Genomic DNA, 20855 nt, shown 5'->3' with positions numbered 1-20855 from the left:
GGAAGTCGGAACTTCATTTAGATCTATGACCCAGGAGGAAAGGGATTTGCTCCAATCGGTAATAGACGACACCTATAATCAATTCGTGGATGCGGTGAAGGAAGGACGAGGACTGGAAAGAGAAAAAATCCTGGAGCTGGCCGACGGCAGGGTTTTTACTGGCAGGCAGGCTAAGGAGTTGGGTTTGATTGATGAGCTTGGAGATATTGAAGACGCTATACAGATAGCAGGAAAAATGGGAGACATAGAAGGTGTTCCCAGGACTATCAAAGAAAGGCCGAAGAAGGTATCATTATTTGATATCGTTGGCTCGAGCTTTAAAGCCATCACCGACATCAGGAGTAACGAGAACCTTTTACCGAAGCTTCAATATATCTTCAAATAAAAAATTCTCGTATATAGAAATGGTTTAAGAAGTTAAGAATATATGCCTATATTCGAATATATCTGCAGGAAATGCAAAGGCAGATTTGAGGTTCTGGTATCGAATAAACGCGAAGAATTAGCCTGTCCGAGTTGCGGTGGCGAAGGTGAAAGGATTTTCTCGGTTTTTGGTTTTTCCTCCAAAGGGAAATTCGTTTCCTCAACCGGACCTTCCTGCTCAAATTGCAGCACGAAAAACTGTAACAGTTGCAATTAAAACATAAAGCTACTAAAGGAGGTGTAAGATGACCAAAGCAGATTTGGTCGAAAAGATTGTAGAAAAGACAGGGTTGACCAGGACTGACGTGGCGGTGGTAGTGGATAGCTTTTTAGAGTCGGTGAAGAACGCCATGAAGGAAGGGCATAATCTGGAGATACGCGGATTCGGGACCTTTAAGATTAAGTCCCGTAAAGCCAGGAAAGCACGCAATCCACGCACGGGTGAGGAAGTACCGGTTCCAGACAGAAAAGTTCCGGTTTTTAAACCTTCGAATGAATTCAAAGAGCTTATAATTCAGCAAAAATAGAAAGGAGGAGAATTGCCCAGCGGAAGGAAAAGGAAAAGGCAGAAGATCAAAACCCACAAGAGGAAAAAAAGACTAAGAAGGGATCGCCATAAAAAGAAACTCAGATAATGATTTATGTTATCTCGGATACCCATATACCGAAAAGAACGTCCAGAATTCCTCCTGAGTTTATTGAAAAGGTCAAAGATGATGACCTGATAATTCACGCTGGAGACTTCACTGAGTTAAAAGTCTACCGGGAACTTGAAGGAGTGGCTACTCTTTATGCGGTGTGCGGTAATATGGATTGTCCGCAAATAAAAGAGGTTCTGCCTTCAAAAAAGTTATTTGAGCTCTCAGGGTTTAAAATTGGATTGATCCACGGTTTTGGCTCTCCTTCAGATTTAAATCAAAGAATCAGAGGAGAATTCATCGAGAATGTTGATTTAATCATCTTTGGTCATACTCATTCTCCCTGTAATTTGAAAAAAGGTGGTACTCTTTTTTTCAATCCAGGAAGCTTATCTGGAAATATCTCCCCCGTAGGGGGAAGTTACGGGACACTCCATCTGGAAGAAGGAAAGATGCAGGGAGAAATCGTTTTTTTGAAATAAAGCCTGGAGCTTGTAGCAAGGAGCAGGTAGCTTAAATCCCTTAGACTACAGCCTTTGGCCTATAGACTTGTTTTTCTGCCCCTGTAGCTCAGTTGGATAGAGCAGCGGCCTCCGGAGCCGCGAGCACCCGTTCAAGTCGGGTCAGGGGTATTTAAATGCAGTGATTAGTGAATAGTGATCAGTGATTAGAAAAATACTAAAACCAAAAAGCAAAACAGAAAATTATGAAATGGTCTGAAACATATATTCCGACTTTAAGAGAGGAGCCCGCTGAGGCGGAGATCATCTCGCACAAACTTTTGGTCAGGGCTGGTTACATCCGTAAATTGGCCGCAGGTGTTTATAACTATCTCCCCCTGATGCAAAAAGTTTTGTTAAAAATCACCCGGATAGTCAGGGAGGAGATGGACCGAGCTGGTGCCCAGGAGATTTTGATGCCGGTCCTTCATCCGGCTGAGCTCTGGCTGGCTACTAAAAGATGGGAAACTGTAGGTAAAGAATTGATGAAAATGAAAGACCGGCACTTGAGAGACCTGGTCTTAGGGGGAACTCACGAAGAAGTGGTGACCTATCTCATAAGAGGCGAGCTGAGGTCTTACCGCCAGCTTCCCTTGAATCTTTATCAGATTCAGACTAAATTCCGGGATGAGATCAGGCCCAGATTCGGACTGATGAGGTCACGCGAATTCATAATGAAAGATGCTTATACCTTTGACGCGGATGAAAATGGTCTAAAAATAAGTTACCAGAAGATGGTGGATGCTTACTTCAAGATTTTTGAAAGATGCGGTCTGGAGACTAAAAAAGTCGAGTCTGATACTGGGGCCATGGGAGGAAAGGCGGCCCATGAGTTTATGGTAATAGTCGATACGGATGGAGGGGAGAATATCATTTTTACCTGTGACAACTGTGATTATGCTGCCAATATCGAAAAAGCCACTTCAATCGAGCCATCTGAACAAGAGGGTAAAGAAGCTGAGAAACCCCTGCAAAAAGTAGCTACTCCTGATATGAAAACGATTGAAGAGGTCACAGGTTTTCTGAATCTCCCAGCCAGAAAATTGGTTAAGACCTTACTTTACAAAGCAGACGGAGAGGTGGTGGCGGCTTTAATCCGCGGGGATAGACAAATCAATGAGACCAAGCTAAAAAACAGCCTCAAAGTCATAGAACTGGAAATGGCTGACGCAGTCACAGTTCAGAGGATTACTGAAGCTCAAGTCGGTTACGCAGGACCGGTAGGGTTGAAAGGCGTGAAGCTTATAGGAGATAAAGAGATCTTAAATCTGACCAACTTTGTGACTGGAGCTAATGAAGATGGTTTTCATCTGACAAATGTAAACATCGATCGGGATTTTAAACTGGATGCAGTCGCTGATATTAGAAGTGCGGCTCCGGGCGAGCTTTGTCCCAAATGCGAAAAAGGCAGGCTCAAAACTGCCCAGGGGATAGAGGTCGGAAACACTTTTATGTTGGGCACTAAATACAGCGAAGCTCTAAATGCAACCTTTGTGGACGAACACGGTCAGGAGAAGTTTTTCATTATGGGCTCTTACGGCGTAGGGATAACCCGGACCGCTCAGGCGGCAGTTGAGAAGTTCCATGATGAAGCCGGCATAATCTGGCCCGTGCCAATCGCCCCATATTTAGCTGAGATTGTACCAGTAAATATCCAGGATGAAAAACAGAAAGAAGCTGCTCTTGAGATCTATCATAAGATGCTGGATAAAAATTTAGAGGTCTTACTGGATGACAGAAATGAACGCGCCGGAGTCAAATTCAACGATGCTGATCTGATTGGCATTCCTTTGAGAATAACTATAGGCGAGAGAAGTCTTAAGGAGGAGAAAGTAGAGGTCAAAATCAGGGGTAGCAAGGCAACTGTCTCATTAAGAAAAGATGAGGTATTAGAGGGCTTCCTTAAGATACTGTCTGAAATCGAGCCTGTCGGTAATAAAAGTTCGAAAACTTAAAAAACATTTGCTTTTTAATATAAGGGTAATTATATTATCTGAGAGAGTGGGTTTCGCCCACTCTTTTAAGTATCGAAAACTCAAAGGATTAAAGGACTGAAAGCGTATTAATTTGTTCCGAGGGTTAATCTATTTGCCAGAGATTAAAGAGGTATTGAAGCAGAGACTTCTTCCTCTGATTGAGGAAGAGGACCTGGAACTGGTAGAATTGGATCTGGTGGGCAAACCGCCTCGTTATATCTTGAGAGTCTTTGTGGATAAAGTCGGCGGAGTGAACGTGGAGGAATGTGCAGAGCTGAGCAGAAGTCTTTCTGATTATCTGGACACCGAGGACCTGATCCAGGGGCGCTATACCCTGGAAGTCTCTTCTCCGGGCCTGGAAAGACCTCTTTTAAGCCTGGACGATTTCAGACGAAAAATCGGAGAACGAGTGAAGGTTGATCTGAAATCTCCATTAGATGAGAAGAAGGAGATTAAAGGAGAAATAGTCGAAGTGCGGGAGAACGAAGTAGTCATCGCATTAGAAGACAAAGTAGAGACAATACCCTGGGACAGAATAGATAAAGGAAGAATCATTATTTAAGAGGAGCATTTTTTAATGAGCAATGAGATTTTAGAAGCTTTACAGCAGATCACCAAAGATAAAAATATCGATATGGATTATGTGATCTCGACTTTGGAAACCAGTTTGATTTTAGCCGCCAAAAAGAAGTTCGGAAATGCAGATAATCTCAAAGTATCTGTGGATCTGAAAACCGGGGAGATCAAGATGTATGCGGTCAAGAAGGTAGTGGAGAAGGTAACTGACCCTTATCTGGAGATCTCTTTACCGGAGGCTAAGAAAATCGAAGAGAAAGCCAAACTGGATCAAGAAGTAAAAATTCCGATCGGATTTGAGGAGTTTGGCAGGAATGCCATCATGACCGCCAAGCAGATATTGATTCAGAAGGTCAGAGAAGCAGAGCGGGAGAAAATCTACGAGGAGTATAAAGATAGAGTGGGAGAGCTGGTTACCGGCTCTGTTCAGCAGGTGGAGAAGGGTCATCTTTTAGTAAACCTGGGAAAAGCCGAGGCTATTATTCCGCCAAAAGAGCAGATCCAGAAGGAGAAATATAGGCAGGGTGACCGTATCCGTGCATATATTCTAAATGTGGAAAAAAGCGCTAAGGGTCCTTTGATAACCCTGTCCCGGGTCAATCCTGGTCTTCTGATCAGGCTGTTTGAGTTAGAAGTTCCGGAGATCTATGAAAGGATAATAGAAATTAAAGCTATAGCCAGAGAGCCGGGTGAGCGTTCCAAGATTGCAGTCAGTTCCATAGATGATCGGATCGACCCGGTGGGTGCCTGCGTGGGAGTGAAAGGAGCCCGGGTACAGAGCATAGTCCGGGAGCTTTCCAATGAAAGGATCGATATAGTGCCCTGGAGTGCGGTTCCGGAGAACTTTGTGACCAGAGCTTTAGCTCCGGCCAAGATAGTCAAATTAGATGTCTACCCTGAGGAGAAAAGCATGACCGCGATAGTAGAGGAAGATATGCTTTCCTTAGCCATCGGGAAAAACGGGCAGAATGCAAAGTTAGCCTCCAAGCTCACCGGCTGGAGGATAAATATATTAAGCCAGGCCGATTACAGGGCACAGAAAAAAATAGAAACCGGTCCTGAGATCGTGGTTACAGAGCTCCAGGGAGTGGGGGAGAAACTGAAAGAAAAGCTGGTATCAGCCGGAATTGATAGCGTTCAATATCTGGCTAAAGCCCGGCTCGAGGATCTGATGAAGATCGAGGGGATCGGGGAGAAAAAGGCAAGTGGCTTAATAGAGGCTGCCAAAAAGTATCTTACCCCTGCTAAGGCCGGCTCCAAAGATAAAGGGAGTGAAAAGATTGAGCAATAAAAGGGTTTATCAAGTAGCTAAAGATTACAATATCTCCAGCGATGCCCTATTATCCATGTTGCGGGAGTTGGGTTTCTCCATAAGGAGCCATATGAGCGTGGTGGAAGAAAAGGTTCTGAAGGCGATCGAAGAGAAATTCAGGAAAGAGAAAGAAGAGCTCAAAAGAGAAGATGTTCTTAAGAAAAAGAAGCTGGAAGAAAGGGAGAAATTAGAGGAGGAACGTCACCGGGTGGAAAGCGTCAAAGAAAGCGTCAAGGAGAGGCTGAAATTCAAAGACTTGAGTGTCAAAAGCAAAGATGATCTTTTAGCTTTCGAGAAAAAGAAAAAGGTGAGGTTCAAAAAGGGTAAACCGGAAAGGCAGGTAAATCCTAAAGAAGTCGAAGCCAGTGTCAAAAAGACTCTGTCCCAATTCGACACCTTGAGGAAACTCAAGAAATACCATAAAAAAGAGAAGGAGGATACAGCCGAAGGGGGTGAACCCGTCAAGAAAATCCAGGTAACCGAGTATATGTCAGTGGCTGAGCTGGCGAATCTCATGGGGGTAAAGCCTTCGGAGGTCATAAGCAAATGCCTGGAGTTAGGTTTTGTTGCCAGTATTAACCAGAGATTGGATATGGATACCCTGGAGACCATTGCCTTAGAATTCGGTTTTGAGGTAGAAGAGCTAAAAGAGATTGGAGTAGTAGAGGAAGAGGAGGCGGAGGAGCCTGAGAATTTAAAACCTCGTGCTCCAGTTGTTACGATTATGGGACATGTGGACCACGGCAAAACTTCTCTTTTAGATTACATTCGCAAGAGCAACATCATCGCCGGAGAATTTGGAGGCATTACCCAGCATATCGGTGCTTATGAAGTCAGGCTTCCCAAAGGCAAGATAACCTTTTTAGATACTCCTGGACACGAAGCTTTTACGGCTATGAGGGCAAGGGGCGCCCAGGTGACGGATATAGTTGTTCTGGTGATAGCAGCTGATGATGCCGTAATGCCCCAGACCGTGGAGGCGATCGATCATGCCAAAGCAGCCGGGGTACCGATAATAATAGCCATTAACAAAATGGACCTGCCTAACGCAGATGCCGAACCGATTAAGCATCAGATCTCCAAATACGGACTGGTCCCTGAGGAATGGGGCGGTAAGACGGTCATCCGTGAAATCTCCGCCAAGACCGGCAAGGGAGTGGACCATCTTCTGGAGATGATACTTTTACAGACTGAGATGCTAGAGCTAAAAGCTGATCCAGCTAAAAATGCTTCCGGGATAGTGATAGAATCCAGACTGGATCGCGGCAGGGGTCCCATAGCCACAGTTCTAATCCAGAAAGGAACTTTAAAAATAGGCGATATTTTTGTCACCGGATCCCATTCTGGAAGGGTGAGGGCAATGCTGGACGAGAGGGGTAACTCTCTGAAGGAAGCAGGACCTTCGGCTCCGGTTCAGGTCCTGGGCTCATCTGGAGTTCCTCAAGCCGGGGACTCATTTATGGTGACCGAAACCGAGCAGGAAGCCAGGGAGATAAGCAGCAGGAGGGCAAGGCTTAAACGAGAGCAAGAATACAGATCATTAGAAAGGGCGGCATTGGGCTCGATATACGACCAGATAGCAGAAGGTAAAGTCAAAGAGTTAAAGTTAATCATTAAAGGAGATGTAGACGGTTCAGTTGAAGCTCTTACCGACACCCTGGAGAGAATCCCGGCACAAGAGGTCAAACTAAGAGTGATTCACACGGGCATTGGAGCCATAAATGAAAGCGATGTCCTCTTGGCTATGGCTTCAAAGGCGGTAATCATCGGTTTTCACGTTCACCCGGATTTCAGGGCCAGGGAGATAGCCCAAAGGGAAAAAGTGGTAATCAAACTATATGACATAATCTATGATGCGGAAAAAGAGATAAAAAGCTTGTTGGAAGGGCTCCTGGAGCCGGAAAAACAGGAGCAGATCTCCGGCGTCTCGGAGGTGAGGAACGTTTTCAAAATCTCCAAAGTTGGTCAGGTTGCCGGAATATATGTTCAGTCCGGTAGCATTAAAAGAGCAGACCATGTAAGGATAATCCGGGAAGGGATAAGCATATATGAGGGGAATATCTCGTCTCTGAAAAGATTCAAAGAAGATGTGAAAGAAGTAAGCTCTGGTTTTGAATGCGGCATAAAAGTCGAAAATTTCAATGACCTCAAAGTTAGCGACATATTAGAGGCTTACCAGATAACGGAATTAGCCCGCAAGTTAGCGGAATAAATTTCCCAGAATATGGTGGTTGGTATTTGTACTATTGAGCTTCATCTCCCGGAAAGCGGCTCCCTGAAAAGCAAAAGGCAGATCTTAAAACGGATAAAAGACCGGATCAGAAACCGGTTTAACGTGTCTTTGGCAGAAGTAGAGAATAATGACCTGTGGCAGAGGACTACTTTAGGGGTGGCAGCAGTAGCCAATCAAGGAAAATTTGTCAATCAGATTCTCTCTCAGGTGATGGAGCACCTGCAGACCGAAAGTGGAATAGTAGTACTGGATTATTCAATGGAGATATGGTAAAATGCATCCGAAAAGGTCTTCCCGGGTAGGGGATCAAATCAGAAGGGAGATCTCTGAAATAGTTCTGCTGATTTTAAAAGAGCCCAAATTGGGTTTTATCACCATTACTGACGTAGAGCTGACTGATGACTTACGGTATGCGAAGGTTTTTTACTCGGTTCTGGGTGATGAGAAAGAAAGAAAGGAAAGCCAGAAAGGACTGGAGCGGGCTAAGGGATTCATCCAGAGGGAAATAGGCAAAAGGATAAGGCTGAAACATATACCCCAGATCGTATTCAGATATGATCATACCACGGAAAAGGCGGCCCGGATAGAACAACTCTTGAAACAGGTGCATACAGAACCTAAGGTCGAAGATGAAGGAAAAGTTTGATCAGATAAGTGAATCGGTAAAGACAGCCAGGAGGATACTGATAACTTCCCATCTGGATCCGGATGGCGATTCTATAGGCTCTCAATTAGCATTGAGGAACTGGCTTAGGGATTCAGGCAAAGAGGTCAAGATAATCAACCAAGGGAAAATCCCTTCAAAATATCTTTTTCTGGATGAAGAGAGAGCGATTGAGGATTTCAATTCTGCTAAGGATATTAATTGGAGTGCGGATTTAATTTTTGTTTTGGAATGTCCAAACTTAGAGAGGATTGGAGAGGTCAAAAAGCTTCTGAAAGAAGGTGCTAAGGTAATCAATCTGGATCATCACCCGGACAACTCTTTTTTTGGAGATATAAGTTACGTAGATACCCAAGCCTGTGCTCTGGGTGAGATAATCTACGAGCTTTTGATCTATAGCGGTTACAGGCTAAATAAACTGACTGCCAGCCAGCTTTATGCTGCTATCCTTACCGATACCGGCAGGTTCAGATTTTCCAATACTACCCCAGAAGCTCTGCGGATCGGGGCAGAACTTATAACCCTGGGAGCAAATCCGAAGGAGATCAATAACCAGATTTATTATAACAACTCAAATGCATCCCTGAAGCTACTGGGCTTTCTCCTGCTTAATCTGGAGACCTTTGCAAATGGCAAAATCTCTTTCCTGGTCATCGATCAAGCAACCCTGAAGGAATTAAATGTCTCGAAAGAAGATACAGAAGGTTTTGTGGATTATTCCCTGTTTCTAAAAGGGGCTGAGGTCGGGGTATTATTTACTCAAAAAAATGATTCTAAAACCAAAGTGAGTCTGAGGTCGCAGAACTCTTTTGACGTCTCAGCCCTGGCCAGGACCTTTGGAGGCGGGGGGCATAGAAATGCAGCAGGGTGCACTGTAAATCAGGATTTGAATTCGACCAAAGAATTGATTTTAAAAAAGATAGAAGAGCAGCTTTCAAGATGAGTTTGGACGGCATACTTTTATTCAACAAAAGATCGGGTATCACCTCCCATTCAGCCCTGGAGGAACTTAGAGAGGTTTTGAAGATAAAAAAGATGGGCCATTGCGGTACCCTGGATAATTTTGCTTCCGGTCTGCTTCTGGTCTGTCTGGGAAAGGCATTGAAAATCGTCAATTTTTTGGAAAATCTGGATAAGGAATATCTGGCTAAGATAAGATTAGGAGTATCCACTGATACTTATGATTTTCAGGGGAAGATCTTGTCCAGTTTGAGCAATTTTGATCTGGATGAGGGCCGGGTAAGAAAGGTAGTGGAATCGTTCAGAGGTCAGATCTGGCAAGTTCCACCACCCTATTCGGCTCTCAAATTTCAAGGTAAGAGATTGTCAGATTATGCCCGTGCAGGCACTCCGATAACCAAAGAACCGAGAAAGGTAAGGATAAACTCGATTGAAATCCTCAAGCTTTTTTTACCCTTTGTGGATTTGAGAATAAGCTGTTCCAGAGGAACCTATATCAGAAGCTTAGCCCAGGACATAGGCTCCCAATTAAAATGTGGTGCACATCTATCTTCCCTTACCCGTACGAGGATAGGTCCTTTTAAATTGCAGGATGCTCTGGACTTAGAAAAAATTCAACTGTTCAGTCTCTCCAAATTACAGGAACGTCTGGTGTCAGTGGAAGAGGCTTTAAATTCTTTGCCGGCCATAAAAGTCACTGACAAATTAGCCTCCGGTATTAAAAATGGACCAGATCTAAAATTCAAAGATATTGTTTCAATGGAGAAGGAGTTTCTACCCGGAGATACTCTTTGTCTAAAAGATAACCTGGACCAGATCTTAGCTCTCGGAAAAGCTCTGAAATCCTCGGCTGAGTTAGCCCAGGCTGACAAAAAAGAGAAAATTATCGAATATATAAGGGTCCTTTCGAAATGAAGATATTTTACGACTTGACTGAACTGGAGCCCTGGGGAAAGCCGGTAGTCACCCTGGGAACATTCGACGGTGTTCATTTTGGGCATCAGGCTATTCTAAAGGAGCTTTACAAGGAGAAAAAAGAGAAAAAAAGGGAATCTCTTCTGGTTACTTATGAGCCGCATCCTCAGATGGTAGTCTCGCCTGAAAATTCTCCTTTGCTGCTTTCTACTTTAGAGGAGAAATTAAAACTTCTTCTGAATATTCCCGAAGGAAAAGAGTTGTCCGGTATATTGGTTATGAAATTTGATAAGGAGCTTTCGCGGTTGACGGCTGGAGAATTTTTAGAGGAGATCGTAGTCAAGAAGCTTAAAGCGGGAGAGTTGATAATCGGAGAAAATCATGCTTTTGGAAAAGAGCGCTCTGGCGGAATCGAATTGCTAAAAAAAGCCAGCCGGACTTTTGATTTTGAACTGAAGGTTGTCCCTTCAATTTTGCAGGATAAAACCCGTATCAGCAGTAGCAGGATTAGAAAAGAGATGCTCACCGGAGATTTCGACAAGGCTTGTCAGATGTTAGGGCATAGTTATCTTATTTCAGGGAAACCGGTCAAGGGCAAAGGAATAGGAACGGAAATCGGCTACCCAACCATAAACTTAGAGGTGACAGGGAAGAAGCTTCTGCCCAAAAAAGGGGTGTATGGAGCAGAAGCGGAAATGGATAATAAGAAATATTACGGGATGATGTATATCGGGAGAAAACTTACTCTGGCGGAGGAAAGTCTTAGTCTGGAGATAAATTTATTTGATTGTCATGAGGATGAAGTACCGGATGAGTTGATAGTTTACTTGCATAAATGGATAAGGGGTGAAATGAAGTTTGAGAGCCTTAAAGGGCTACAAACCCAGTTGGGTGAAGATGAAAAAAAGATCAGACAACTATTAATTAATCAAATAAAAAAGGAGGAAACTTGCCCTTGAACAAAGCCAAGAAAGTCAAATTGATTGAAGAGCATCGGTATCACGAGATGGATACCGGCTCGCCAGAAGTTCAGATAGCCTTGCTGACTGAAAGGATAAACGAGCTGACCGAGCATCTGAAAACCCATAAAAAGGACTTCAGCACAAGAAGAGGTTTGTTGAAAATGGTGGGTAAAAGGAGAAGGCTTTTGGATTATCTGCGAGAGTCAGACATTAAAAGCTATAGAGAGATAGTAGAAGAATTAAACCTAAGAGGTTAATCCGCCAGAGGCGGATCCAGAGGACGAGAGTAAAAATGGAAAAAAGTTACGAACTAGATTTAGACGGTAAAAAACTAACTATTCAGATAGGCAGAGTGGCGCGTCAGGCGGATGGAGCGGCCCTGGTCCGCTTAGCTGACACCATGATCTTAGCTACGGCAGTGGGAACAGAGGAAGCTATCGAAGGTCAGGATTTCTTTCCACTGACTGTGGATTACAGGGAGAAGGCTTATGCCGCAGGTAGAATACCCGGAGGCTTTTTCAAAAGGGAAGGAAGGCCAACTGAAAGGGAGATACTTTCAGCCAGGCTCATCGACCGTTCGTTGCGTCCCTTGTTTCCTGAAGGGTACCTGAACGAGGTTCAAGTAATGGCGATGGTTCTTTCCTCAGATCAGGAAAACGATGCGGACATCTTAGGGATTCTCGGCTCTTCAGTAGCCCTGGGCATCTCAGAAATCCCCTTCTATGAACCTATAGCTGCTGTCAGGATCGGAAGGATAGACGGTAATTTCGTGGTCAATCCGACTTTCAGCCAGATAGAGGAGAGCGATATTAATTTAGTGGTATCGGGAACAGAGGAAAATATAGTTATGGTAGAAGGGGGATGTCAGGAAATTTCAGAGGAGGATTTGATATCCGCCCTGGATTACGGTCAAAAATGGATCAAAAAGTTAGTAGGATTGCAAAGGGAGATAATTCAGGAATTTGGAAAAGAAAAGCCAAAGGTTGAGCCAGTGCCGGTTGATCCCGTACTTCTGGAGGAAGTAAGCAAATTAGCAATAGAGAAAATCAAGCAGGCAAATCGGACTTTGGACAAGGTTGCACGCCAGAAGATCCTGGATGAGATGCAAGAGTCAGTTCTGCAGGAGCTGGCGGAGAAATTTCCTGAAAGCGAAACCAAGATCGCCTCTATTCTAATCGACTTAGAGCAAAAAGATATCAGAGAAATGATCCTGAAGGAAGGCGTAAGGATCGACGGCAGAAAGCCGAATGAAATCCGGCCTATCACCTGTGAGATCGGGGTTTTGCCCAGAGCGCATGGCTCAGCCCTTTTCACCCGGGGTCAGACCCAGAGTCTGGCAGTAACGACCCTTGGATCAAAAATGGATGAACAGAGAATTGAGGATTTAGAAGGCGAATCAACCAAGAGCTATATGCTGCACTATAATTTTCCGCCTTTCAGCGTGGGAGAGGTCAAACCGGTAAGAGGTCCCGGAAGAAGGGAGATCGGGCATGGAGCTTTAGCCGAGAGGGCAATTCAACCGGTGATTCCTAAGGAAGAAGTATTTCCTTACACTGTCCGCATAGTCTCAGACATCCTGGAGTCGAATGGCTCTTCCTCTATGGCTACGGTTTGCGGCGGGACTCTGTCCTTGATGGATGCAGGGGTGCCCATCAAAGCCCCGGTTGCGGGGATTGCTATGGGATTGATAAAAGAGGAAGAGAAGACAGTCGTACTTACTGACATCTTGGGAGCAGAAGACCATTATGGAGATATGGATTTCAAAGTAACCGGAACCAGAAAAGGGATTACCGCTTTTCAGATGGACATAAAAATTTCCGGATTGACTCTTTCTATTATGCAAGAAGCTTTGCATCAAGCCAGGGAAGCCAGGGTATATATTCTGGATATTATGGAAAAGACGATCGCCCAGCCCAGACCTGAGCTTTCGGTCTACGCTCCGCGAATCATCATCTTCAAAGTGAAGCAGGATAAGATCGGGGAGATCATCGGTCCAGGCGGTAAGATGATCAGAAGCATAATCAAGCAGACCGGCGCGGAGATCAATATAGAGGATGACGGCAGTGTGTTCATATCATCTAAAGATTCCAAAGCCGGCGAGCTGGCACAGGAGCTGATAATGAAACTGACCGAGGAGCCCGAGGTCGGCAAGAGTTACCTGGGTAAGGTGAGACGGGTAACAGCTTTTGGAGCTTTTGTAGAGGTACTTCCGGGACAGGACGGACTGGTTCACATCTCCGAGCTGGATTTCAAGAGGGTTAACCGGGTGGAGGACGTGCTTAATGTCGGGGATGAGGTCACTGTCAAAATCATCGGCATAGACAATGAGGGGAAAATAAAACTTTCCAGGAAAGCCTGCCTTACTCAGAACGAGGGGGGGAAAAGGTAGAGTATCACTTAGTTTGTCGTTCTGAGTTCCCGCAGGGGACGAAGAATCTCTTGTTTTAGGCTTTAAGAAGATTCTTCGCCCGTAGGGCTCAGAATGACAGTTCCGATGTGAGGTTTCAAAAGATGAGAGTCGCATATCAGAAAACGGTTCTGGATAACAAACTCAGGGTGGTGAGCGAAAAGATCGATTCTGTTCGCTCCATCTCCCTGGGCGCCTGGATCGACGTTGGCTCAAGGAATGAGGAGCAGGATGAAAACGGCATCTCCCATTTCATTGAGCACATGCTTTTCAAGGGAACCAAGAAAAGATCTCCCAAGGAGATCGCCTTAGCTTTAGAATCGGTAGGGGGGAACCTTAACGCTTTTACCGGCAGGGAGAATACCTGTTTATATGCCAAAGTCTTAGAGGAACATCTGGAGATAGCCTTAGATGTTCTTTCTGACCTGCTTTTAAATCCGCTCTTTAACCCGAATGATTTCAAAAAGGAGAAAAAGGTTATAGCTGAGGAGATAAAGGAGTTAGAGGACAATCCGTCTGAGATCGCCTTCGATCTATTGATGCAGGCACTATGGGGAAATCATCCCCTGGGCAAACCCATCATCGGTGACATAAAGACTATCCAGAAAATGGAAAGAGGGCAGCTTTTGAGCTACATGCGGGAAAATTACACTAACCCCAGGATTGTCGTCGCGGCCTCAGGGAATCTCAGCCACAGACGTCTGGTCAGATTAGTTGAGGAAAAGTTTAAGTTGAATAACCATTTCCAGAAAAGAAGACACGAGTCACCTCCCTTAAAAGCCTTATCCGAGAAAATAGTGGTCAGAAGAAAATCTGCCCAGACGCATATCTGCATCGGGTTCCCGAGCTATCCATTCAGGCACCCTAAAAGATTCGCTTCTTTGCTCTTGTCTAATATCTTAGGAGGTGGGATGAGCTCCCGTCTTTTCCAGAATTTGAGGGAAAAATCAGGAATGGTCTACAATATTTATTCCTTTATCGATTTCTTTAAAGACAGGGGGATTTTCGGGGTTTATCTGGGAACTGACAAGAAACAGGTGATGCCAGCCGTTGAACAAGTTTTAAGAGAGCTTCGCCGGATCAAAAAGGAGGGGTTAGACAGGAAAGAGCTGGAAAATGCCAAATACCAGCTTAAAGGCAGCATGATATTAGGCTCGGAAAATACCTCTAACCGGATGAACAGACTTGCCCGGCTGGAGCTTTATTTAAAAGATTATATGAGCATGGAGAAGACTATCTCACTTATAGATCAGGCAAAAAAAGAGGAGGTAATTGAGGTAGCAAGTGAGCTCATACGCAAGGACAGATTGGCGGTTGCCATTTTAGGCCAGGTGGGTAGAAATATCCAGCAAAAGATAAACTGGGATTTAGTCTGATCATTTGATTTTTTACAAGCTTAACACTTCCTCATTTTATCTGACGTCGTAAATGTAGATAGCAAATCAAAAAGAGATGTGAATTAAATATTAAACACTTTTGATTCTTTGATCTTTTCTCCCTTCAAAGAAGGAGGAAAAAATGTCTCATTTTCTGATTCGCTGGTTCGTTTTAACTCTGGCAATTTTTATAGTTGCTAATCTTTTTCATCTCATTTATATTGAAAATTTTACGGCGCTGATTTTGGCTTCCCTGATCTTAGGGATTTTGAATGCGATCGTGCGTCCGATTTTGATCTTTCTCACTCTGCCGATAAATATTCTGAGTCTGGGATTTTTTATCCTGGTTATCAATGCCTTTCTTCTGTTTTTTATCTCCAAGATGGTAGGCGGGTTCGAGATCGCAAGTTTCTGGAAAGCTTTCTGGGCAGCCTTATTGATTACTGTCATCAGCGCAGTCTTGAATCACCTGGTGAAGGAGAAACATTAAATGCCTTTCTGTTATATCGAGGACATAGGAAAATATGTTAGTCAGAAGGTGACCATCAAAGGCTGGCTTTACAACAAAAGATCAAGCGGAAAGATCCATTTTCTTCTGGTCAGGGATGGAACCGGAATGATTCAATCGGTGATGAGCAAGGGAGAGGTGCCGGATGCAGTTTTTGAGACTTATGACAAGCTGACCCAGGAGTCCTCGTTGGAAATCGACGGAACGGTACGGGAGGACAAGAGAGCTCCTGGTGGATATGAGTTGACTTTAACTGACGTCAGGATTATCCAGATAGCCCAGGATTACCCGATTACTCCCAAGGAACACGGCACGGATTTTCTAATGGATAATCGACACCTCTGGCTTCGTTCTAGCCGCCAGCAGGCAATAATGCGGGTGAGAAATGAGATTATATATGCTATGCGGACTTTTTTCTATGAGAAAAGGTTCATCCTGATCGATACCCCTATACTCACAGGGGCAATAGGGGAGACTGCGACGACCCTTTTTGAGACCCAGTATTTTGATTTAGGCAAAGCCTATTTAGCCCAGACCGGGCAGTTGTATAACGAGGCGGCAGCTATGGCATTTGGCAGGATGTATTGTTTTGGTCCCACTTTTCGGGCAGAAAAATCCAAAACCCGGAGACATCTGACAGAGTTCTGGATGGTAGAGGCGGAGATGGCTTTTTATGACAATGAAGATAATATGAAGTTACAGGAAGAGTTTATTGAAAATGTAGTCCAGAGAGTCCTGGACAAAAGTAAAAAAGAATTGGTATCCCTGGACAGGGATTTATCAAAATTAGAAAAGATCAGAAGACCTTTTGAGCGGATGTCGTATGATGAAGCTGTGGATCACTTGAAAAAGAATGGAAGCAAGATAGAATGGGGCTCAGATTTAGGCGGAGAGGATGAGACTATTCTGGCCAATTTATCTGAAAAGCCCTTGTTCGTATACAATTATCCCAGGCAGTGCAAGGCTTTTTATATGAAACCCAATCCTCAAAGACCGGATGTGGTTTTGTGCTCTGACCTTTTAGCTCCGGAAGGATATGGTGAAATCGTGGGCGGTTCGCAAAGAGATGACGATTATGATAACCTGGTGCAGAGAATCAAAGAGGAAAAACTGCCTCTGGATGCGTACAAGTGGTATTTAGATTTACGAAAATACGGCTCGGTAATTCACTCCGGCTTCGGTCTGGGAGTTGAAAGAACCGTTGCCTGGATCTGTGGTTTGCCCCATATACGTGAAACTATACCTTTTCCGAGAATGATATATAGGCTTTACCCGTAGTTAGCTTCGATATGTACTGATGAAATTGACATAGATTCTTTCTAGGAGTACATGAAATGCCGGACAAGTATGAAAACCACTCAGACTACATAGAATGGGTAAAGGACGATGCAGACTCACGCCAAGAAGCTATAGAGGATGCCCTCCAGAAGGCATTTTCTAAGTTTGTCGAGAAACGTGAAGTAGAAGTCATTGTTTTTTCAAGCATGACTGCGTTTGATCTTGCAAAAGCAATCATTGGTTATCCGCTTATCTTGAAGCCGCTTTTGGCTGCCTGCAATATCGCAGCAAGGGCGATAGAACGTGATTTAGATATCAAAAACGTAGATACCTATGATCCTAGATTAAGCGAAGATCGTGCTAAAGTAATTGCTGGGTACATCAAACCATTTCTGCCCTCCTATTTAGAAATTCCAGCCCTGAGTCAGATTGATAGAGTTGCTTTCATCGACAAGGAGATTCGAAAAGGGAAAGGACGCTGGGAGAAAAAGATTCTTGAAAGCCTTAATAGATTTAGCGGCTTAGAGTACCACAAACGAATGTTTGTAGCAGGGGGAGAACAGTTTGAGTTGGATGCCGCCAGTCCAAAAGCAGGTGACATTGAAGTTGGAATAGATATAAAGAGAATTGAAGCCAGAAGGGACATTCATAAAAGATCTGATGAAATTGTGAACAAAGCCGCCAAGCTAAAATCAGCTTTTCCGGATAGTAAATTTGGCGCTGTTATTTATTATCCTTTTATTGAAGAGCATATAAATATCCAAAATCGCCTCCGCTCACATAATATAGATGGAGTTGTTTTTGCATCGGATGAGAAAGATTCCATTGAAAACGCAGTTAGAATGCTGCTTTCGACTTTGGGAGTTTCTAAAAGGTGACTAATCATAAGACTGTACATCGCTTAATTCAAGGTGACGCTCGTAATCTTTCTTTTATGACAGATGAGAGCATCCATCTAATCGTTACTTCACCACCATATTGGACACTCAAAAAGTATCACGATCATCCAGATCAGATGGGACATATTAAAGACTATGAAAAGTTCTTAGAAGAACTTTCTAAAGTTTGGCAACATTGTTATCGTATTTTGGTGCCTGGTGGAAGATTAGTTTGCGTGGTTGGAGATGTATGCCTTTCACGGAGAAAATTCGGTAGGCATGTTGTTGTTCCTCTCCACGCGGATATAGCAGTATCATGCAGAAAATTAGGATTTGATAATTTGAATCCCATTATTTGGTATAAAATTGCCAAAGCAGAATATGAGGTTAATAATGGCACCAAATTTTTCGGAAAACCTTACGAACCTAATGCCATTATTAAAAATGATATTGAGTTTATCCTTATGCAACGCAAGCCCGGTGGTTATCGCAAACCGACTATAAGACAACGTCAACTAAGTATGATTGACAAGAAAGAATTCAAGACATGGTTCCAGCAAATTTGGGATCTTCCTGGCACGTCAACCAAGGATCACCCTGCCCCGTTTCCTCTTCAGTTGGCTTATCGGCTTGTTAGGATGTTTTCTTTCTGGGGAGATATAGTCCTGGATCCTTTCTCAGGGACAGGAACTACAATGCTCGCCGCCATGAAGGCTGATAGGAATAGCATCGGCATTGAGATTGATCCTGAGTATTGTCAAATGACATTGAAAAGACTTGAACGAGAAGGACGAACTCTATTCAACCAGCCAGTGATTAAGTTTGAGAAATTAGAGAAGCTTTTTCGTGGAAGCCATATGAATACGGTTGAAAAAGTGACCAATACAGCATAAAAGGTTTGTACTTTAGTCTGCTGATTAAATCTTTCTTTAAAAATTTGTTTATGCTGGAACTGGTATGTAGCTGTTTTGATTACGAGGTAAAAATATGAACTATCCTTTCAAAGAAATAGAAGAAAAGTGGCAGAAGAAGTGGGCGGAGTCCAAGCTCTATAAGGCCGCAGATGACCCTGTTAAGAAGTATTATATGCTGGTGATGTTCGCCTATACCTCCGGGGATATTCACATTGGACATTTCAGGAATTATACAATTGGTGATGTGATAGCCCGCTACAGGAGGATGCAGGGATATGACGTTCTGCACCCATTTGGCTGGGACGCATTTGGACTTCCGGCTGAAGAAGCAGCCATTAAAAGGGGAGAGGATCCTGAAAAATGGACGTTGAGTAATATCGAGAACTCTCGCAACACTCTGAAGAAAACCGGAGTGAGCTTTGACTGGGATAGAGAAGTCATAACCTGCCTTCCAGATTACTACAGATGGACCCAGTGGATGTTCGTTCAGTTATACAAGCACAATTTAGCTTATAGAGGCAAATCTTTGGTGAACTGGTGCCCACACTGCAATACGGTTTTAGCCAATGAACAGGTTATCCAGGGAAAATGCTGGAGGTGTGATTCTGAGGTCACAAAAAAGGAGCTCGAGCAGTGGTTCTTTAAGATCACCGCTTATGCAGAGAGGTTATTGAACGACCTGGATACTCTTTCCGGCTGGCCTGAGAACGTGAAGATAATGCAGAGGAACTGGATTGGGAAAAGCCAGGGAGTGGAGATAGATTTCAAAGTCGAAAAAACCGGAGAAAGGCTACCGGTCTTCACTACGCGTCCAGATACTATCTATGGTGTAACCTTTATGGCGATAGCTCCGGAAAATGAACTTCTTAAAAGACTTGAAATCGAGCCAAAATATAAAAAAGCGGTTAATGATTATGTTAATAAAGCTCTCCAGAAAACGGACATTGAACGGTCATCCATAGCAGGGGAGAAGGATGGAGTATTTACCGGAAGGTATGCCATAAATCCTTTGTCAGGCGAGAAAGTTCAGCTCTGGGTAGCAGAGTACGTGGTAGCAACCTATGGAACTGGTGTGGTAATGGGTGTTCCCGGGCATGACCAGAGGGATTTCGAATTTGCAAAAAAATATGATATTCCGATTAAAGTCGTCATCCAGCCAAAGGGTAAGAATCTCACTCCTGAGACTATAGAGCAGGCTTATGAGGAGCCGGGAACGATGGTAAATTCAGACATTTTCAATGGACTCTGGTCAACAGAGGGAATCGAGAAAATAAACGACTATATAGAAGAAAAAGGCTTAGGTAAAAGAAAGACCAATTACAAACTCAGGGACTGGCTGATTTCCAGGCAGAGATACTGGGGTGCTCCGATTCCGATGATCCACTGTGAGAAATGCGGGATAGTCCCTGTGCCTGAGTCCGAGCTTCCGGTTTTACTGCCCAAAGGGAATATTGACTTCATACCTAAAGGACGCTCTCCTCTAGCTGACGTAAATGAATTTATCCAGACTACCTGCCCGAATTGCGGTGGTAAAGCTGAGAGAGACCCGGATACGATGGACACTTTTGTCTGCTCTTCCTGGTATTTGTTCAGGTATACTGACCCGCATAATGACAAAGAGCCGTTTTCAAGGGAAAAAGCAAAGAAATGGATGCCGGTGGATAAATACATTGGTGGAATCGAGCATGCCACCGGGCATCTGCTGTATTTCAGGTTTTTCACCAAGGTCCTGAACGATATAGGCAGGTTGAGCGTGAATGAGCCGGCTTTAGAGCTTTTCAATCATGGGATGGTACTGGACTCAAAAGGTGAAGTTATGTCCAAGTCCAAAGGGAACGCTATTTCTCCGCTTGATCTGATGGAACAGAACGGAGTGGATGTATCCAGGATAGCGGTTTACTTTGCTGCTCCTTCGGATAAAGAGGTTCTCTGGACAGGTGAAGGAATTACAGGCGCCAGGCGGTTTTTAACCCGTATTTACGATTTCGCAAAATATTGCATAGATACTTATAAAATAGATATAAACAATCACTCCAAGGCAAGCACATTAGTTGCTTGGAATACAAAGACTTATAAGACTGTATATCGTAAGCTTCATCAAACCATAAAGAAGGTTACGGAAGATATCGAAAGACTGGATTTGAATACCGCTATTGCCTCTATGATGGAGCTGTTGAATACCCTGGACGATGAGCTTTATCTTATCCCGGATACGGACAGGTATGAATTCCTGCCTTACTTTATGGAAAGAACTACTCAGCTTTTGGCTCCTTTTGCACCTCATTTAGCTGAGGAAATGTGGGAAGAACTTGGTCATAAGGATAGCATATTCAAG

Annotated in this window: 21 protein-coding genes and 1 tRNA gene; all 22 read left to right on the top strand. The window is 43.9% G+C overall.

Annotated features, from left to right (window positions below; all coding sequences use genetic code 11):
- A partial coding sequence (locus MUP17_00450; GenBank protein MCJ7457449.1) for a S49 family peptidase occupies positions 1-385 on the top strand: 385 nt, incomplete at its 5' end.
- Positions 386-427: 42 nt separating this feature from the next.
- Positions 428-640, top strand: coding sequence for a zinc ribbon domain-containing protein (locus MUP17_00445; protein MCJ7457448.1), 213 nt, complete (start codon positions 428-430; stop codon positions 638-640).
- 28 nt (positions 641-668) lie between these two features.
- Positions 669-950: an integration host factor subunit beta gene (locus MUP17_00440; protein MCJ7457447.1), complete on the top strand. Its 282-nt coding sequence runs from the start codon at positions 669-671 to the stop codon at positions 948-950.
- 107 nt (positions 951-1057) lie between these two features.
- Positions 1058-1543 (top strand): metallophosphatase family protein, encoded by a 486-nt coding sequence (locus tag MUP17_00435; protein ID MCJ7457446.1) that lies wholly within the window; start codon positions 1058-1060, stop codon positions 1541-1543.
- Between the two features lie 77 nt (positions 1544-1620).
- Positions 1621-1693 (top strand) — tRNA-Arg (locus MUP17_00430).
- A 74-nt stretch (positions 1694-1767) separates the two neighbouring features.
- Complete coding sequence (locus MUP17_00425; GenBank protein ID MCJ7457445.1) at positions 1768-3516, top strand: proline--tRNA ligase; 1749 nt, start codon at positions 1768-1770, stop codon at positions 3514-3516.
- A gap of 133 nt (positions 3517-3649) precedes the next feature.
- A complete protein-coding gene (locus MUP17_00420) occupies positions 3650-4099 on the top strand; it encodes a ribosome maturation factor RimP (protein MCJ7457444.1) in 450 nt (149 codons plus the stop codon).
- 15 nt (positions 4100-4114) lie between these two features.
- The gene (gene nusA, locus MUP17_00415; GenBank protein ID MCJ7457443.1) at positions 4115-5404 is read left to right on the top strand and encodes a transcription termination factor NusA; all 1290 of its coding nucleotides are present in this window, start codon (positions 4115-4117) and stop codon (positions 5402-5404) included.
- A complete protein-coding gene (gene infB / locus MUP17_00410) occupies positions 5394-7637 on the top strand; it encodes a translation initiation factor IF-2 (protein MCJ7457442.1) in 2244 nt (747 codons plus the stop codon). Before nusA ends, infB begins: the two co-directional genes overlap by 11 nt.
- 12 nt (positions 7638-7649) lie before the next feature.
- Complete coding sequence (locus tag MUP17_00405) at positions 7650-7931, top strand: DUF503 domain-containing protein (protein MCJ7457441.1); 282 nt, start codon at positions 7650-7652, stop codon at positions 7929-7931.
- Between the two features lies 1 nt (position 7932).
- Positions 7933-8304 (top strand): 30S ribosome-binding factor RbfA, encoded by a 372-nt coding sequence (gene rbfA, locus MUP17_00400; protein MCJ7457440.1) that lies wholly within the window; start codon positions 7933-7935, stop codon positions 8302-8304.
- On the top strand, positions 8288-9265 hold the full coding sequence (locus MUP17_00395; protein MCJ7457439.1) for a bifunctional oligoribonuclease/PAP phosphatase NrnA: 978 nt from the start codon (positions 8288-8290) through the stop codon (positions 9263-9265). Before rbfA ends, MUP17_00395 begins: the two co-directional genes overlap by 17 nt.
- On the top strand, positions 9262-10197 hold the full coding sequence (truB, locus tag MUP17_00390; protein MCJ7457438.1) for a tRNA pseudouridine(55) synthase TruB: 936 nt from the start codon (positions 9262-9264) through the stop codon (positions 10195-10197). The genes MUP17_00395 and truB overlap by 4 nt, the downstream gene beginning before the upstream one ends.
- Positions 10194-11156 (top strand): bifunctional riboflavin kinase/FAD synthetase, encoded by a 963-nt coding sequence (locus tag MUP17_00385; protein ID MCJ7457437.1) that lies wholly within the window; start codon positions 10194-10196, stop codon positions 11154-11156. Before truB ends, MUP17_00385 begins: the two co-directional genes overlap by 4 nt.
- Positions 11147-11416, top strand: a complete 270-nt coding sequence (gene rpsO / locus MUP17_00380; GenBank protein ID MCJ7457436.1) for a 30S ribosomal protein S15 — start codon at positions 11147-11149, stop codon at positions 11414-11416. The genes MUP17_00385 and rpsO overlap by 10 nt, the downstream gene beginning before the upstream one ends.
- A 35-nt stretch (positions 11417-11451) precedes the next feature.
- On the top strand, positions 11452-13548 hold the full coding sequence (locus tag MUP17_00375; protein ID MCJ7457435.1) for a polyribonucleotide nucleotidyltransferase: 2097 nt from the start codon (positions 11452-11454) through the stop codon (positions 13546-13548).
- Between the two features lie 122 nt (positions 13549-13670).
- Complete coding sequence (locus MUP17_00370; protein MCJ7457434.1) at positions 13671-14942, top strand: insulinase family protein; 1272 nt, start codon at positions 13671-13673, stop codon at positions 14940-14942.
- A 142-nt stretch (positions 14943-15084) separates the two neighbouring features.
- Positions 15085-15432 (top strand): phage holin family protein, encoded by a 348-nt coding sequence (locus MUP17_00365; protein ID MCJ7457433.1) that lies wholly within the window; start codon positions 15085-15087, stop codon positions 15430-15432.
- Positions 15433-16728: an asparagine--tRNA ligase gene (gene asnS, locus MUP17_00360; GenBank protein MCJ7457432.1), complete on the top strand. Its 1296-nt coding sequence runs from the start codon at positions 15433-15435 to the stop codon at positions 16726-16728.
- Between the two features lie 56 nt (positions 16729-16784).
- Positions 16785-17606 carry a hypothetical protein gene (locus MUP17_00355; protein ID MCJ7457431.1) on the top strand — a complete coding sequence of 274 codons (822 nt, stop codon included), beginning with the start codon at positions 16785-16787 and terminating at the stop codon, positions 17604-17606.
- Positions 17607-17662: 56 nt separating this feature from the next.
- Positions 17663-18499, top strand: coding sequence for a site-specific DNA-methyltransferase (locus MUP17_00350; GenBank protein MCJ7457430.1), 837 nt, complete (start codon positions 17663-17665; stop codon positions 18497-18499).
- 94 nt (positions 18500-18593) lie between these two features.
- On the top strand, positions 18594-20855 hold a 2262-nt coding region (gene leuS / locus MUP17_00345; GenBank protein ID MCJ7457429.1), incomplete at its 3' end, for a leucine--tRNA ligase.

This window comes from Candidatus Zixiibacteriota bacterium (assembly GCA_022865345.1).
GTDB lineage: Bacteria > Zixibacteria > MSB-5A5 > MSB-5A5 > RBG-16-43-9 > RBG-16-43-9.
The sequence above is the reverse complement of the archived record's forward strand: the minus strand, read 5'-3'. Positions and strand labels throughout refer to the sequence as shown.